The organism is Alkalihalobacillus deserti, assembly GCF_020734105.1.
Classification (GTDB): domain Bacteria; phylum Bacillota; class Bacilli; order Bacillales; family Bacillaceae_D; genus Halalkalibacter; species Halalkalibacter deserti.
The window spans coordinates 19,069-35,212 of sequence record NZ_JAJAFR010000003.1 but is presented as its reverse complement, the minus strand read 5'-3'; the positions used below and the strand labels follow the sequence as shown (position 1 = coordinate 35,212).

Here is a 16,144-nt window from a genome sequence, read left to right as displayed (position 1 = left end):
TAAATTTTGTTATAGGTTGGTTGACACATTGCTCTCCCTCCAATCTAACCCTCTTCAACTTCACAATTTTGTAAATTGTTTACATATATACTATAACAAATTACCTACAGAACAGCCATTGTTACGTGGTAAAACATATTACAGTTTTAATTGCGCGATAGTATTTGTTCCATTTAGGGAGATATGGATACTAATCTTGAAGTTATAAGTTTTGGACATACGAAAAACAAGCTCACTCTCTTAAAGAAAAACCTCTTTACACTGTCTAGAAGTTAGTCTAATATTAATCGTACAGAAGTTATGAAACTTTTAGACAACTAGAGAAAGGATAAACAACATGGCTATTGTCGGATATGCAAGGGTATCAACCAAAGACCAGGATTTAGAGTTACAACTAGACAAGCTCAAAGATTACGGCTGCGAGAAGATATTCATGGAAAAGCAAAGCGGTGCTAAAAGCGATCGTGAGGAACTAGCTAGAGCTTTAGACTACTTGAGAGATGGAGATAAGCTCGTCGTGTACAAGCTGGATCGGTTAGCTAGAAGTACTTTTGATTTACATAAGATTGCAAAAGGACTAGAAGAACGAGGAATAGGTTTAGTCTTCTTGAAAGAGCAGATAGACTTTACCACACCACCTGGCAAGCTAATGTTTACGATGCTGGGTGCCATTGCCGAGTTTGAACGCGATTTAATAGCTGAAAGAACGGCAGAAGGAAGAGAAAGAGCCAAGGCACAAGGAAAGCACATGGGGCGTGTTGGGAAGGCTGAGAAAGACGTGAAGAAGGCTTTGAAGCTATATACTGAAAGAGAATCAAATGGCTTAAGTGTAAGTGACATTGTTAAGATGACTGGAGTTCCTCGATCCACTATTTACGCTAAAGCTAAGGAGCAACGAAAAGTTTAAATCTTACTATTCAGCAATTTATACTAAAAACCAGGACCAACGTCGATCCTGGTTTAAAATTACTATTTATTAAACTCAAGCACCCGTTCCTTCAAGTGACTTCTTTTGAAAAAGTGCAAATAGATGTTGTTTTGAATGCGCAGTATGGTTGTACTGCGCAGCAAATGACTTTTTTTTGTTAGTTACTCTTCTTCAAAACAAGTGCGATAGTTTTAAACAAAACACTTCAAAAAAAAATCATTGTCACTACATTTCTAATCACTTAAAAATTTTATTATCAATCTGATATAATTTATATAAAGGTGGTGTTCCCCTATGTTAGAAGAACAAAACAATGAACCTAAAAGAAAATATGAATGGTTAAGTAAATGGGTTAAAATGACTGGTGAACGAGCAAGAATTGATGCAAAAGTTTACAACACATATATCGTATATGAAAAAGAAGGAAAACTTGTTAAGGAATTCCCTAATGGTGATATTGTACCTTTAAGAAAAGGCGGTTAGTTCGTCAGCTCTTTCTACAAATTCGTCCCAATCATCCATTTTCTTGTAATCTAGTTCTTTAATTTCCTCAGCATCCTTCTTCTTTCGCTTGTTTCACTAACGCACCCTTTTGAATAACCTTTTTCTTTTTAAATAACTAAAAAACAAAATACCTATAAATCCACCTAATGAATTCAACATAATATCATCTACATCAAACACACCTAATTGAGTAACGTATTGCACTGACTCAATAGTAAGGCTAAACATCAATATTAATACTATTGTCAAAGCGTTCTTTAATTTAGGTAAAAGGAGTGAAATTAAAACTCCTATTGGGATAAATAGTAACACCACACCGAAAGTATTATAAAACCAAGTAGCAGAATTATAGCTATGAATATTAAATAGGTAAGTGCCAATGGTAGCAAAAGGGACAAAATTATGTGACACTCCAGTATAAATCCCATCAAGTCTTCCTGGATAAAACGAACAGACTCCTACAAAGCTAACGAATAACACCAAAGAAATATAGAACAAAATTAAAACAATAAAACACCACTTTGATTTCAAATCAATAACTAATAGCTTCAATGGACACACCTCCTCAATAAAAGGTATGTCATGCGATGTTTATTATTCTTAACCAGTTAATTACCTCGTTAATGCAACAAGAAGTGTGCTGACCTTATTCAATCAATGCACCCGTTAATTCAATAAGAGCAAAATTTATTTAAGATAGTAATCAAAAAGAAAAAACCATTAAACAAAGTCCAGATAATCCCTGTTCCCATGTGAAAAACTAAATCTTCCTTCGGATAAACGATAGCACATAATGTCTTCACTCGGTCCGAAACGTTTCCCAGCCTGTTTAGGTAAAACCATTCTTTATTTATCTGCCGAATAATCTTTAAATATTGTGATCTTTATTCAAATCCCTCCTTTTAATTTACTCTTATCATTAAGTTTACCTAAAGAGCTTTTTTAGTTTATTTACCTAAAATCAGGCTCGTTTTCTGGGTATAAGTCCACTTAATTTCATTATTTAAACATATAGTGTTGATGTATAGTGAACTTATTAGAAAGGAGAGATTTTATTGAATTACCATAACCAACCCCAAATGAATCCTAACGAACTACAACAATTTTATTACCTTGATTCTTTAAATGGACAACAGCGTTTTGGACAACTCGAGGGACAGCCTATTGGACAGTCCTATGGACAGCCGCCTTATTATCCCTATCCCCCTTATCCCCCTCGACCACCACGCTGTCGTTGGGTTCGTGAATGTAGATGGGTACGCCGTTGTAGAGATGACTACTACCCCTATGATAATAATTACGACTACTAATCTGGAAGAGACCTTTAATTAAAGGGTTGGAGATTTTCTCTCTAACTCTTTAATACTTTTAAATGTTTATTGTATATGCAAGACCTGACCGTTGTGAGCCACTAACTTCTCCAACTGTGGCTTTTCCAACACCGCCAAACGGAAACGGCATTGTAGGAGGAACACCTTAAGTGCTAAGAACCCCATTGAAGGGGTTCTAAATGAATTTTCTTGTTCCACAAACCTGCCAAGTTAGCGGAACAAGGAAAGCGATGCTTCACTGTTCAAGCATCGCAACCGTTAGCTTAATAATTTTTTTTAAAGACTTTATCAATTTCACTTCGGTCATAATCTAATATCCAATCATTGTACTTTTCATAAATCTCTCGTATTGTATCAGATGAGGTAGCCAGCAAATCACAACCCCTATCATCATAAACTTGAAATATAGTGTCCTTATTAGAATTTATGAAATATACGTTGTGAAAAATACTTGGTTTTATTCCCATATCTTCATTACAGATTGCTTTTAGCATAGGAGTATATTTAAAGTCAGATGTTTTGCACTTCAGAATAAATCTATGTGTTCTATACATGGCATCTTCATCATCTTCTGGAACAATATAAGGGATTGTATTTTGTTGTAACCTAGATAAAACTGATTTCTCTTTTACATACTTAGAAAAGATGTTTAATTTATGTTTGAAGATTTCTCCGTCTGCAAAGTCATTCACATCCAGTACAATATAAATATCATCATTTGGTGAATGTAAAGATTCAAATAAAGTAATTGCTCTTTTATAAACTCCTTTTAAATATGGACTATTTTCATAAGCATACTCAACATCATAGTCCACACCTAATTCAAAACGAATACCAATATCCCAATTATAAAATAGTGGTGGTCTGAGATTTAAGTTAGGAAAATTTTCACTCATATAGTTATTTAAAAGCATGTTTAAACCTCATTTCTCCTCTTAATGTTTCATTTCGCTGCGTCTTCCATTATTCTGCCCTTTCAATAAGAAAAAGAGCAATCCCTGCTTCTTAAAGGATTGCACCCGTTTGTTCAATAGTTAAACATCATCTTTTTTATAATATGTAACGTTTCTGCAACCTATATGATTTAACCAATACTCTGATGTATTGAATTTACGTCCATATTTTTTATTAACTTCTTTTATTATTAAATCATTAGACCGAGATATGGGCATTGAATCTTCGCTAATATCTTTATACGGTAATTCAACTTCAAAAGTGCATATTTCATTTCTTTGGTTAGATTTATGAAAAACACTTCCAGTTATAATCACTTTATACCTTTCTTTCCCCAGCTTCCTCATAATAAAAGAATATAATTTAGTTTTTTTGAATTTTTCCCTTACTGGTTTAAAACAAAAAGAAAGCAAACCAACAACTAAAGCAATAACTATTTTATAAAGAATATCGTATAAGACTTCCAAAATGTCACCTCAAAATTCTACTTAAAAGATATTTAACAACTTTTCGAAATCTATATCCAGTTTAACATGATATTCTATAAAACTATTGGCGTTTGATACAATCTACATTATATCTACTAGCAATAATAAAGACTGACTAAGGCAGTCTCGATTCTTCAACTAAAGATCTTTGCTGCGTAGTATTGGTCTACTACGTAATACAAGATTTAATCTGGACCGTTTGCAGAAGACTGATCTTATTGGAAAATCAATCAATTTTTTATGCCATTTTTGATTCTCAAAACTATGGTTTTATATCTTTTATCACCAGAAGGATTGCAGTGGTAAACAGTCTGTCATTCTTTGGTACACTTTTTGTCATTTGGTGGTAAATGCTATGTCAGAGGTGGTACATTTCAATGGCTGTAATCAGTGACCCAAACACAATACCCTTAACGAAGGTAGTCACCACATCTTCTCGGCCAGCTGAGCACAGCAACGTTTGGTTTTATCCTCTTAAAAAACTGAAAATTTAATCATTTCACTCTGTTTTCTTTTGGGACAAGGGACCTGTCCCTGTCCCTCTTAGGCAAACTCGTCCGTCTCCAGTCATCCTTATATCCAGTTTCTGTTCGTTGTCCCGAGATTTTGCGTCCGGCTTCCTTCAGATTCTAGGTCACCCTAGACACCCTTGCCATTCGCTAACAGTTCCACTGCCAAGCCTGTAGTGGACTTTCACCACCTAGCTGTTAGACATGCCGGGCACACCTAAATAAAAAAGAAGAGCATCTGCTCTCCTTCTTTCTCTTTACGAACTGTATTTTATTAATAATAGCTTTATTTCTCATATATTACAGCATCTATTGACGGAAGGGTAATTTTATATCCAGCTACTGATTCATATGTTGTTGAACGAGTTAATTCACCATATACTGTAATGGTATCATCACTAACTATTCCTTCCATACCATTTATATCTTGTACTGTTACAAATACTACTTGGTCTAAATCTCCATTGACTGCTAAGCGAATAACCGAATAGTTATCCAACATATTGTATTCAGGATTATCTACTTCTTCAGTCTGTATTTGTAGAATTTTCCCTGTAAATGAAATAGGTGTTCCTTCATACTTGGATGGATTCTTTTCTAACTCCTTATACGGTATAGATTCTTTATTATAATAAGCATAAATATCATCGATTGAATGTGCATTTTTCATTTCATATTTATCAAAAAATTTGATTTCTAGACCATCCTCATTATCTGATGCAAAAATCTCTTTTCCATTTTCCTTCATTTTTTTCTTAAGTTCCGAAGTCGTTTCATTAAATTCATCTGCTGTGCTAAACTCTTCTTTTATAAATGGGTTTATTTCGTCTGTTGAATAAATATTTATTGTTGTAAATAAGAGTGAATTTAGGAAGAGTAGATCATTAAAATCGTAATTATCAAATGAAAAGCTTATTAATCCATCTTTAACTGTTGTTTCCACACCCCTTGGTATTAATCGATAAGTATATGAAAAAGAAAAAGGGTTATATTTCTCTCCCCAACTATCTGGAAGTGATGGTGAAAAACGTGCTATCTCTACTACAGTTCCATCAGGTAGCCCAGTTTCATATTCAATATGTAATGAATTTTCCTCAGAATCATACTCTGTTGTTTTTAATGAAATATTAAAACTATTGCTATCAAGTTTTATTTTATTTTCCTCTGAACTATCTGTCAGTTCAGATTCCCCAGTTGAATGGTCTACAACTAGTAATTCCTCAGGATAAACAAATTGAAAAAGTGCTATAAAAAATATTAAACATCCAATCATAAATCCAAACCATTTAATGGCACTCCTACGTTTATTCTTAACAAAGACTACAATACCTATAATTAAGAAGAGAAGAAAACCTATAATACTAGTCCAAACTAAAAAACTAAATACATCATAATTCATTTAAATCCTCCTACTTTTTCCATGTCGTGATATTTAATAATTATACTGTAAACGATACCTTGTTAAAAATATCAAACTTACAAGGGCTATTGTACCATGTTCTATCTAATATTATTTTATGCAAAATTTGGTTTCTATAATTTGATTAAAACTATAACAAAGTACCTCATAGTAAAACATTGTTTTTGTGCACAACAAGCAGTTATTGTTCAATAAAGAAAGGCAGGCTATTTCCATAACCTACCTATTTCAACTGATAGTACCCTTTATTACTATGAATGGATCCCGCAATCTATTTTTCAATTTCATTGAGTAACCAATATATAATTGTATTGGTTTCTAATTTTTCAACTTATTAATTTATTCTTTTGCTAAGCCTCGCCCAGTCTTCCTCCTTAAATTCTGGAAAAAGCCTTACCTAAGAAAAGCTGACTTATACTTTTCTCTAATGTTATTGTATTCTTCTCCACTCAGTACCGTAAGATGCTCCGAGGTAATTATTTTGGGAGAAAGTAATTCAAAATTTGTTTGTTGGGAAAAATATTGAAAATCTTTAGTTGGCTCATCCAATAAAGACTGAAGTTTTTTAAAATTAACATCGATAGATATATTATTATTCTCTGATTTCAGCAAAGAACGAGGAATTCCTGAAGCCATAATTACTACTGGTTGATACGAACTATTTATAATATGATTTAGAAAATCATTGTCCATCTCAACAGGAACTGAACATTCCTTTAAAAAAAGATATAAATCTACAGTATGTGTAATGAGTTCAGAGCCATATCTATTCCTTGAGTATTTAACTGCAGTAATTTTGCTTGGGGATAAATAGACACCATTATATCTAAAATTTCCTACTGTTTGTTTAAGCTTCATATTACTTATTGCCAAATACCTTTGTTCTGACTTTGGCAAATACTCATAACCTTTTTGCACTAGTTTCTCAAGTGTTGCCATTATATTATACTTTATTATCGGATTTACTCCCCCTAGCCCTTTTGATAAAATCTCGTCCAAAAATAAGGTTGAAGTACCATGGAATAACGGAATCATTAGCAGTCCATCTTTAATAAGTTGCATAGCATTTTCCCTTCATAGCATAAAGTTTTGATTTTTCAATCAACTATTCCGTTCTTTTTATGTGATGACGGTTGACCCTTAGTGCCGTTTTACATCCCTTTGTATTTTGCCTTTAAGTTCTATATTTTTATTCAACTAAACTCCATTAGCTTAAGTACATCGTTTCCCAAAGTCACCTAAAAATGGAGATTTTTTCTATCCGGTATAAGTCAAATAAGAAAAAACGATTACATAGGAATGCAACCGTCTCTTAGATATTTAATCCATTATTGTTGTACTAAGTAGTAAGGGAACCAACAAAAACCTCGCTTAAGGTTAAATCTGTTAGGTAATGATGTATTGTGGACATATTCATTAAATGCTCAACATGCATAATTGTAAATATTATTAAAATAATTTTGGATTCTCGATAAATTCAATACCAGCTAATTGATAGCGATAGAAAGAGTTTTGCCCATCCCAATCTTCCTGCATTTTTGTTGAGGGTAATAGATAACCCTCTTCCTTTGTTACTGTGCACGTATAGTAATATTTCATCATCACATTGTAGATTTCAGCATAAGTCAAAATTCCTTGTTGTGCTTTTTTCACTAACATACTTAAATAAAGGTTCTTTGGTACCATGTGCTCAAAAATTAGTTTTGCCTTTTCTTTTTGTTGCAGTATGATTAAAGCTTTTGGTGTTATAAAGTCCGTCATGCTGTATTTACCATTATACAAGTTATTCTGACGATGATAACTCTCCGTTAGAAAATATAAATCATCTCCCAACCCTTTGGGACTTAAATGGTATTGACGCAATCGTTGATCACTTATCTGAAGCTTTAAATGAATGCTTTGTTCTAAATGTTGGCTGATAAATTCAATGAACTCTAATCTAGAAAATTTATTTTTATTAGAAGTATACTTATCGACCTCTGGTTTGAAATTCTTAGTACTATAATCTTGTACTTTTTCACTCAATTGTTTAAAAAGAAAATTGCACCATTTATGTGTGTATAACTTTTATTTTCATGAATTCCCTTATTGATAATCGACCAGGGAATGAGTTCTCGCCCTAGCTCACCTTTCATAAAGTGAGCTGCCTCTTTAATTATTGGAAACTCTTCGAGTAGCACATTGTTCTTATAAATGATTACTGGTACACCTTTTTTTCTAATTTTCATCTACTCACCTTATTTTTGAATTTTTATGTATGAAGAATATTTTCTTTAATCTGCCTTCTAATTTTAAATCTCTCAATAAAATAGTACCATAATACCGACTATTAAATAAATGCTTCTTAAAATTACACTTTCACAAAGTCACCCAAAAATGAAGACATTGTTTCGCAGTAATGGTCTACTACACATGAAGCAAGCGATGATTTACTTACTCCACATTACTGACTGTTATTGATAAATCAAAAGTAACATTAGGACACAAGAACATGAACCGCCTTCACATTAGAAAACCTTTATCCTGTATTCCTTATACTCAAACACACATTCTTATTACAAGTTGATAACAGAACATACATTCTCATATAATGAATTAGAATAACGAGATGAGGTGTTCTAATGAATAAAATATCAAAAGGTTCTAATATGATGTGGGAAAGCTCGCGTATGATGCTACCGGAACATGTTGAAGCAATACGGCACCGCAAAGAAGAACAGGAAAAGCTACCAAAACACGAGTTAGATGAACAGGAATTAGAAGAGATCGGCTTAGTTATTATGGATTCGTTGAACCATGCGCTAGATGTGTGTATTGCCTACTGGAGAGACGGATATTACCATGAAATTATAGGGGTTGTGGATCGAGTTGATATGCAAATGAAGAAGATCAAATTGCGTATCGATGATACTTTTGAGTATATCCGCATTGATTGTCTCAAGGCGGTAGAAAGTATTTAGGATGCTTGTCGGATAGCTTCACTATCGCCATAAACCACCATGATCAAAAGCTCATTCGAGAAGGAAAACGAAGTTGATTAAGCATGTTTTTTATAGAAGATTGTTACATTTTTACGTTCAGCTGCATTGCAAATCAGTTCGAGTTCCACATACATTCTTTCGGTTAGGATTCCTTGTTCGATATTTTTCGATATTTTTCAATATTTTTCAATATTTCATAATAGAATGAAACTAGCACATCAACAGGAAGTTTATCATAAAGCGACATATCGCCACCCCTTTCGACATTGTTATAATAATAGAATAATCTAAATATTCTAAAGGTTAACTTCTTTTGGAGAATATATTACATGGTATTGCGATTTAGATACCGATCAGTTAATTCCCAAAAAAGTCGAACTTATTAGCGTTAGAGATTGACTTTCCCTACTCTTATTTTTTTGTTAATAAGCAGAGGCAGTTGAACATGGTTTTACTATAATAGAGACAGCAAATGGAAAAATTGCTACAATAAAGTATGAAGAAGGTGAATTATTGTAATGGGGGCTTACTTTGAAAAGAATTATTAGAAAACAGAAAAGAGAAAGAATTCTACAAAAAGACAATGGTAAGCATATTTGGATTACTACAATTGCCAGTTTAATTTCTACTGCATTACTTGTATTTGCAACTGTCTATGCTGCAAGAATTACTACTGTAGAAACAATTGAATACACTTACAAAGAAATCCCTTTCTGGGACATAGAACTTACAACAGACTATTTCCCGTTGAAAGAAGGAAATAGATGGATATATGAAGGTGAATTTGTTAAATACTCACCGCTAAGACAGGATTATGTTAAAGGTCAAGTTGAATTGGAAGTAAACATTGAGGATGTTATTTCAAAAGATGGCTTGCATCTTTTTATATTCTCGAATTTCATCACAAACGTTGGTTTACAATTAGAGAATCACTTAGAATTCAATGAATATTATGAAAAAATAATACTAGAAAAAAATAGAACAGGCTTACTATTGGTAGCAAATAAAATTTTTTTGGTCAACCCTAAGGAACTCGAAGGAGCAATTGATACTTTCGAGAGGCTAGGTGAGGTGAAAGATAACGTAGCTGTGAGTTTTAACATGGAAAAATATGAGTTAATTATGGAACTACCTCTCTTTAAAGGTCAAAGATTTGGGGATATGGATTCAATTACTAGGCCAGATATAGGATATTTTTGGTACGTGAACAGCGTTAGTGAAAAAATGAAGTTAGTAAATAATACTTTTCAAAGAATACCCACTTTTGAATTAATACAGACGTATATAAGTGGATATGAAAGAATAACTTTTACCCCATATCAAGGTATAGATTCATATGACTTTAGACACAGTGGCGGAAAAGGAGAAGTAAGCCTCTCATTAAAATCATTTGAAATTAAATAATCAAAGCTGGAACGCCTAAGGACACTGATTGATTACAGAACAACTGTAGTCTGTCGGTGTCCTCTTTTATTAAGGAGATGAGAGAACAGATACTCCTCAGAAACCTAATAATAAATGCTATGAAAATCTAACTAAGACAGATTTGCTTGACCTTATGAAACTAACCTCCTATTGTTGGGAATAGCCCACAATAGGAGGTTATGAATGCTATTTAAACTTTCAGAAATTTATGGGGAAAAGACCAAAGAGGTTTATAAACTATTTAGTGGCGACAACAGCTCTGCAATATCGTTTTTAGGCGAATTAACCAGCGTCGAGACAGGATAAAAATCCATCTTGTCAGCGTCATACGGGATCAAGAGCGACTTCAAATACTCTATATCATCCATCCTTGGATCAAGCCATGTATCATATGTATCGCCCGGCAAAATGACCGGCATCCTATCATGCACCTTTTTAGTCAACTCGTTTGGTCTAGTCGTAATAATCGTACACGACGTGATGGGAGCATTCCCTTGCTTCCATTCCTCATACAAGCCAGCCATTGCAAAAGGTCTTCGTTCCTTCAACACGAAGCGATAAGGCTGCTTGCCACCACCTGTCTTTTGCCATTCATAGAACCCATCACTTAAGATCAGACAGCGTCTTCTTTTGAAGGCATGTTTAAAACTAGCCTTTTCATTGACTGTCTCAGCCCTTGCGTTGATGAGCTTATAGCCGATCTTTGGATCTTTTGCCCAGAAAGGGATCAGACCCCATCTCATCATGCTCCCTTCTTTGTTGCCGCCTTCTGAAGTCAACGTCAATACCGGTTGGCTAGGTGCGATATTATAACGTGGTGTGAGTTCTTGAGCAATGTCAAAATCGAATTGCTGCTGCAAAGACGTAAGATCAGTAGTGAGTGTAAAACGTCCGCACATTTAGCTCTCCCCTTTACATACAAGGTTATAGGATTAACTTTCAAGAGTTTCTTCTCTCTCTCTTATCAGCTTGTTAATTTCAATTTTATAAGGCTCCACTTTATGTAGCCAATTTAATATTCGATCTATATCAGTAACATTAGTCGCTTTAACAATTTGAATGTTCCCATTGTAAGCCCCACCATATTTGTTTAGAATATCAGTCAGTAACTCAATCAAATGTCTTATCTGTTCAATTGTAATAGGGTAATCTTCTCCTAATAACCCTCGATCATCAAAATATTTTTTATCCATATGTGCAAAGCTTTTATCTCTCCACGCAAACAAATTATTTAATATAGGTTCTTGTTTCTCAAGTAATAATTTATGTTCACTTATCAGCTCATTTGTTATTTCATAATCTCTAGACTGCTTTTTCATAAGCTCTAAATTATTAGAGAATATTCCTTTGTAATTTGCTTCAATAAAGTCTAAAAAGTTAAAGATAGTCCTTCCTTTTTTATTTCTTTTTTCATAAATTTTAGCCAGTCCTATAATAACACTTGTTAATAATGATTCTTGCGTTAATTGAAAAAATGCTGGTGCTTTGTTTAATATTTCTAAACGGTCATTTCTTTTCTTTCTAATATGGATATACAGTTCAAGAAAAGAATTAATTGAAATGATCTCTTGAAATAGTCCTTCCTTTAATTTTTCAAAGTGATCAGTAGTACTATATGACATTTGCTTCACCCTTACTTAAGATATAACTTCTAAAGAAAATTCACCAATAAAAGTTGTCATTTATATATATATTTTACCACCCGCTTATTGAAAAATAACCTAGAGAAAATTTTCTCCCTAGGCTATTTTTCCGGATCAACAAAAACTATCTCAATCGGATTGGAGTTTGGTCCACTTAGCTCTTTTTTCTCTGACGGCTTAAAGCCAGCTCGATCAAGAAAATCTTTTGCAGCCGTAATCTTATCCCGATCCGAGCTTTCTGGATTTGTCATTACTTCGTATAGAACGTTTCTTGCTAATCTGGCGTCATTGAGGAACTGCATTCTTAATGTACTTTTTATATCGTCCTGGAGAGCCTGTACAGCGTCTGAAACTGTATTTTTCTGTAGGAGTTGATAACCTATCTCAGACGCTCTACGACGACTATAACCAGCACGTATGGCTGCCTGTGTTGCGTTGTAATCTTTAATATACTCATGGACAAACGCCTGTTGCTTAGGTGTTAAATCATTCACCTGTAGCTCCATGAAACCCCCACCCTTTCTGATGTGTTTTCTCCTCTTTTGCCAATCTCCTTTAACCCTTGACCAGATTTCTAACAAGATAGTAAAAGTGGTAGTATATATAATTCCCTACCGCTCTTTTAGGGAGGAAAACAGTTGTAAAACCATACCGACTTTCAAAGGTTTTCAAACTAGCAAGCAGAGCCTGTGGGCTGTATTGACTACGGTAATTTCCTTTAAGTAGGTTTTCATAACCGTTTGAATCCTCGACGATCAGTGTAAAATTAAACATTTGTGAACGGATCAATTCATTTTCGAATCTGGTACGATCCTTTATCGATTGCGCTAGCTCCTCAACACTATTTTTTCGTTCAATGGCTGCTTTGAATTGAATCGGCTTCATAACACCTAACTTTTCATTCGCCGGCATTAAGGTCATATAATCTCCTGTATCAAGTTTTCTAGTTTTATAGGCTATGCCTTTGCTATCAAAATACTGTGTAATATGTTCATTTCGTTGTTCTCTTGTATCGATTAAAATAGTCATACTGTTCAGCAACTCTTTGATTTCTGCGTCTTTATAACTGTAAGGGATAATGTTTAACACCTCATCACCAACCTTGTAATTGATAAAAAAAGGACAACAGCCAAAATCCTTATCTTCTATGTGCTGGAGAACAGACTTAGCACTGTAAAAGAACAGACTTCATGTTCTCAATTTAGCCCGTCATATCAATATTTTTTCTAGTTTTCATTTAAGAGAACAGTTTTTCGAAAAAAACACACTATATATACTCAAAGCTTAGAAGGAAGCATCATAGATTAATATATATATAGTATTGTTCTATCTATTCTCTATTAGTGAAACCCTTGGTACATTAGGCTAAAACGAGAACAATCGGTCTGTTCTTTCTCTGTTCTTACTGTGCTCCTTAGCTTTCAAGTGCTTCCCTTCGAATCACGATATAATCGGATTTAACACCTTTAACTGTTTTTTGCTTTTTCCATCCCCTATCTTTTTGCGTGATAAGCCATTGCCGATTGTTCCAACTTTCAAAGATTGATGACGGATCATAGCCTTTGCTTGATAAAAGTTCCTCAAGGATATGCGGATGGATATACACTTCATCCCAAATCCCTTCATGATTCCAGATACCGTAACTGTCCGACCAGTCATCATTTTTGAATTTATGCTTATTGGCAACCATCCAACTATAAACAGTTTTTAACGCCTCTAAGGGTCGATCCACTTCTGCATTCTCTGTAACAACCTCATGCCAAACTGTGTCCAACATTGATCGAAAATCATATGCCTCACTAAAGCAATCATTGAATAACATAGCCGCTGTATCGATCATAGCCATATACTTTGCTAAACGCCCGACAACTGAGTTTCCGTTGGCTTGTTGAAGGAAATACAGCCTCATCTGATTGAAATATACCTTCCACTCCGACCATGAAGCCCTATTCTCCAGTAGATACCGAATCCACTTTTGTCCAGCTTGTCCATGACACTCTAGTAGATCCATTTCTATGCCTTCAACAAGGCAAGCCGTTTCCATATCATCATTATCAAAAGGTAAGCCAGTAATCGGAAGCACACGCCCGGCTGTTCCCCCATCTTTGGTAAATGACGTAATCTTTTGTTCTCCGGTACTAAACGTGATCGTATTCCAGTATTTCGTTTTCTGACTTCCTTTTATGCTCCCCCGACCTTTCCCCTGTCCACTGGCTAGGTTATAAATAAGCCCAGAGATTTGGTTTGATCTCGATAAATCTTTTGTGTCGTCTAAAAAGAGAGGTAAGTTCTTCAGAAGGCTAGCCGTTCGTTCAATATTGACAGGTGTAACGTTCCACTTTTTGATTATGCCGCCTTGATCCGTTGAGGGATTGCCCCAAACACTAGCAGCCACTTTCATACTAATCGTTTTCCCTTTAGATGTTTCGCCATTCCATTCAAAGATGAAAGAACCTACATTGAAGATGCTGGATAGAACACTGGCAAAACTGGCATATACACCGATCATGACTTTTGGATAGCCAATTAACCGCCGAGTAAGTTGAAGCCAAGTTTCTAGATCCCCTTTCGAGTCAAACCCTTCTACGAGCTGTTGTTCACCTATATCAGAAGGAAGAAAAGAAATATCATCTCCTTCACCCGATATAAAATGCTCCCCTAAAAGAAAACCGGATTTATTAGAAGTCCAACCAAGTTGTTCCGTATAGTGTTTAAACGGTAAGATATTACGATTACAAGCCAAAAAATCAGTTATAAATTTAATAACGTTCTTGGCGTTGTTACTATTAACAGGGAACCCGGTATTGGACAAGTCAATTATTTTGTTTGCTACCATGAAGTAATCTCTCGAGTGAGACACCGACTTCCACTGATTTCCTATACACCAGGAAACCGTTAACCCTTCGCTATTATTTGTTATATTCTCATAGACCTCACTTATAACGATCGGTTCATAGCTAACCCTTTTCGGCTCTGACTCTTCTTCTCTGTCAGAGAATCTTCGCTCATATAGCCCAGTTTCATCTAAAAGCCATCCATCCGGAACAATTGCCCCGAAAGGAACAGGAGCTGTTCTAATTAACTCTAAAATCCTTGATTCTTGTGGTGAATCTAATTCCTGGTCTATTCCATGCTGTCTAAGTAGGTCTGCACGTGTTCTGCCAATAAAATATTCCATTCTTTCCTAACCTCCTTACTAATCTTGTAAACTTCGATTAGATCATCATACTGAGTTTCTCCGTTAAGTCCTTCTAACAGTCCGTCTAATAAGTAATCATAATATGTTTCCTTCTGACGGTAATAAACCAGAAGCGAATCCTCTTCCCCATAAAACTCAGCTCTTTCTTTCACGTGCTTTCGCAGATCACAAAAGAAACGAAACAAACTGTTACACTCATCTTTAAACAACTTCTCAAGCTGTCTATCCTTTTGTCGCCTACTCACTTCTAGTTGTTGTTTTCTAGTTATTTTTTTACCCTTCAAACCAATACGATGAGCAAGATGAGCAATGGCTTGTCCGTTCTCCAAGTGATTCAACATCGCATATAGATTAATTTGATCACCATCGGCGCCACATCCAAAACAATGGAAGCGATCATTTTGAGGATCATCTTGCGAATATATAGTAAACGAAGGTGTATTCTCGCTATGGAACGGACATAAACAATTGTAAGTTCTTCTTCCATTCTTTTTGAGTTGCAAGTTGGATTCTTCAGCAACCGTTAGAATAGGAATCTTGTCTTTAATTTGCTCGATGATATAATGAATAGTGTGTTTAATTTTCGTTCACCAACTTTCATGGTGTTTTGAAAATACAATATTTAGAACAACCACCTTGTTGGCAGACAAGGTGGTTGCTGCCTTTTTAGCTAGTTTAAAGTAGTAGCTTATTTAACTATTTATTTCTTTGCATATTCTTCCTCAAATTTCTCAGATAAGATTTCATGCCACTTTGTTAAAA

18 protein-coding genes and 1 pseudogene are annotated in these 16,144 nt (G+C 34.6%); 6 read left to right on the top strand and 13 right to left on the bottom strand.

Annotated elements, in window-relative coordinates:
- The first annotated feature begins 337 nt into the window (after positions 1-337).
- On the top strand, positions 338-907 hold the full coding sequence (locus LDX58_RS06455) for a recombinase family protein (protein WP_227936034.1): 570 nt from the start codon (positions 338-340) through the stop codon (positions 905-907).
- Between the two features lie 315 nt (positions 908-1,222).
- Complete coding sequence (locus LDX58_RS06450; protein ID WP_227936033.1) at positions 1,223-1,411, top strand: hypothetical protein; 189 nt, start codon at positions 1,223-1,225, stop codon at positions 1,409-1,411.
- A 96-nt stretch (positions 1,412-1,507) separates the two neighbouring features.
- Here the strand turns inward: LDX58_RS06450 and LDX58_RS06445 are convergent, their stop codons facing one another.
- Positions 1,508-1,984 carry a VanZ family protein gene (locus tag LDX58_RS06445; RefSeq protein WP_227936032.1) on the bottom strand — a complete coding sequence of 159 codons (477 nt, stop codon included), beginning with the start codon at positions 1,982-1,984 and terminating at the stop codon, positions 1,508-1,510.
- Positions 1,985-2,487: 503 nt separating this feature from the next.
- Between LDX58_RS06445 and LDX58_RS06440 the strand changes: the two genes are divergently transcribed.
- Positions 2,488-2,742: a hypothetical protein gene (locus tag LDX58_RS06440; protein ID WP_227936031.1), complete on the top strand. Its 255-nt coding sequence runs from the start codon at positions 2,488-2,490 to the stop codon at positions 2,740-2,742.
- Between the two features lie 284 nt (positions 2,743-3,026).
- Here the strand turns inward: LDX58_RS06440 and LDX58_RS06435 are convergent, their stop codons facing one another.
- The 6 genes from LDX58_RS06435 to LDX58_RS06410 all read right to left on the bottom strand — a co-directional run bounded on the left by LDX58_RS06435 (position 3,027) and on the right by LDX58_RS06410 (position 8,362).
- Complete coding sequence (locus LDX58_RS06435) at positions 3,027-3,677, bottom strand: DUF3885 domain-containing protein (RefSeq protein ID WP_227936030.1); 651 nt, start codon at positions 3,675-3,677, stop codon at positions 3,027-3,029.
- Between the two features lie 120 nt (positions 3,678-3,797).
- Complete coding sequence (locus tag LDX58_RS06430; RefSeq protein WP_227936029.1) at positions 3,798-4,184, bottom strand: hypothetical protein; 387 nt, start codon at positions 4,182-4,184, stop codon at positions 3,798-3,800.
- Positions 4,185-5,000: 816 nt separating this feature from the next.
- Positions 5,001-6,113, bottom strand: a complete 1,113-nt coding sequence (locus tag LDX58_RS06425) for a hypothetical protein (RefSeq protein ID WP_227936028.1) — start codon at positions 6,111-6,113, stop codon at positions 5,001-5,003.
- A gap of 414 nt (positions 6,114-6,527) precedes the next feature.
- Positions 6,528-7,196: a hypothetical protein gene (locus tag LDX58_RS06420; protein WP_227936027.1), complete on the bottom strand. Its 669-nt coding sequence runs from the start codon at positions 7,194-7,196 to the stop codon at positions 6,528-6,530.
- Positions 7,197-7,583: 387 nt separating this feature from the next.
- Complete coding sequence (locus tag LDX58_RS06415; protein ID WP_227936026.1) at positions 7,584-7,997, bottom strand: hypothetical protein; 414 nt, start codon at positions 7,995-7,997, stop codon at positions 7,584-7,586.
- A 158-nt stretch (positions 7,998-8,155) separates the two neighbouring features.
- The gene (locus LDX58_RS06410; protein ID WP_227936025.1) at positions 8,156-8,362 is read right to left on the bottom strand and encodes a hypothetical protein; all 207 of its coding nucleotides are present in this window, start codon (positions 8,360-8,362) and stop codon (positions 8,156-8,158) included.
- Between the two features lie 441 nt (positions 8,363-8,803).
- Between LDX58_RS06410 and LDX58_RS06405 the strand changes: the two genes are divergently transcribed.
- The 3 genes and pseudogenes from LDX58_RS06405 to LDX58_RS06395 all read left to right on the top strand — a co-directional run bounded on the left by LDX58_RS06405 (position 8,804) and on the right by LDX58_RS06395 (position 10,519).
- Entirely contained in the window at positions 8,804-9,094 is a 291-nt protein-coding gene (locus LDX58_RS06405; protein WP_227936024.1) for a YolD-like family protein, read from the top strand.
- Between the two features lie 462 nt (positions 9,095-9,556).
- Positions 9,557-9,634, top strand: a pseudogene (locus LDX58_RS06400) (XtrA/YqaO family protein); the annotation flags it as partial.
- 12 nt (positions 9,635-9,646) lie between these two features.
- Positions 9,647-10,519 (top strand): hypothetical protein, encoded by an 873-nt coding sequence (locus LDX58_RS06395; protein WP_227936023.1) that lies wholly within the window; start codon positions 9,647-9,649, stop codon positions 10,517-10,519.
- A gap of 251 nt (positions 10,520-10,770) precedes the next feature.
- On the opposite strand, the gene LDX58_RS06390 is transcribed toward LDX58_RS06395, so the two are convergent.
- The 6 genes from LDX58_RS06390 to LDX58_RS06365 all read right to left on the bottom strand — a co-directional run bounded on the left by LDX58_RS06390 (position 10,771) and on the right by LDX58_RS06365 (position 15,930).
- The gene (locus LDX58_RS06390; RefSeq protein WP_227936022.1) at positions 10,771-11,439 is read right to left on the bottom strand and encodes an SOS response-associated peptidase; all 669 of its coding nucleotides are present in this window, start codon (positions 11,437-11,439) and stop codon (positions 10,771-10,773) included.
- Between the two features lie 33 nt (positions 11,440-11,472).
- Positions 11,473-12,162, bottom strand: a complete 690-nt coding sequence (locus tag LDX58_RS06385) for an AbiU2 domain-containing protein (RefSeq protein ID WP_227936021.1) — start codon at positions 12,160-12,162, stop codon at positions 11,473-11,475.
- 122 nt (positions 12,163-12,284) lie between these two features.
- On the bottom strand, positions 12,285-12,689 hold the full coding sequence (locus LDX58_RS06380; RefSeq protein WP_227936020.1) for a terminase small subunit: 405 nt from the start codon (positions 12,687-12,689) through the stop codon (positions 12,285-12,287).
- Between the two features lie 49 nt (positions 12,690-12,738).
- On the bottom strand, positions 12,739-13,212 hold the full coding sequence (locus tag LDX58_RS06375; RefSeq protein WP_227936462.1) for an ERCC4 domain-containing protein: 474 nt from the start codon (positions 13,210-13,212) through the stop codon (positions 12,739-12,741).
- 385 nt (positions 13,213-13,597) lie between these two features.
- Positions 13,598-15,361, bottom strand: coding sequence for a DUF927 domain-containing protein (locus LDX58_RS06370; RefSeq protein ID WP_227936019.1), 1,764 nt, complete (start codon positions 15,359-15,361; stop codon positions 13,598-13,600).
- Positions 15,307-15,930, bottom strand: a complete 624-nt coding sequence (locus LDX58_RS06365; RefSeq protein WP_227936461.1) for a CHC2 zinc finger domain-containing protein — start codon at positions 15,928-15,930, stop codon at positions 15,307-15,309. Before LDX58_RS06365 ends, LDX58_RS06370 begins: the two co-directional genes overlap by 55 nt.
- Positions 15,931-16,144: the final 214 nt, after the last annotated feature.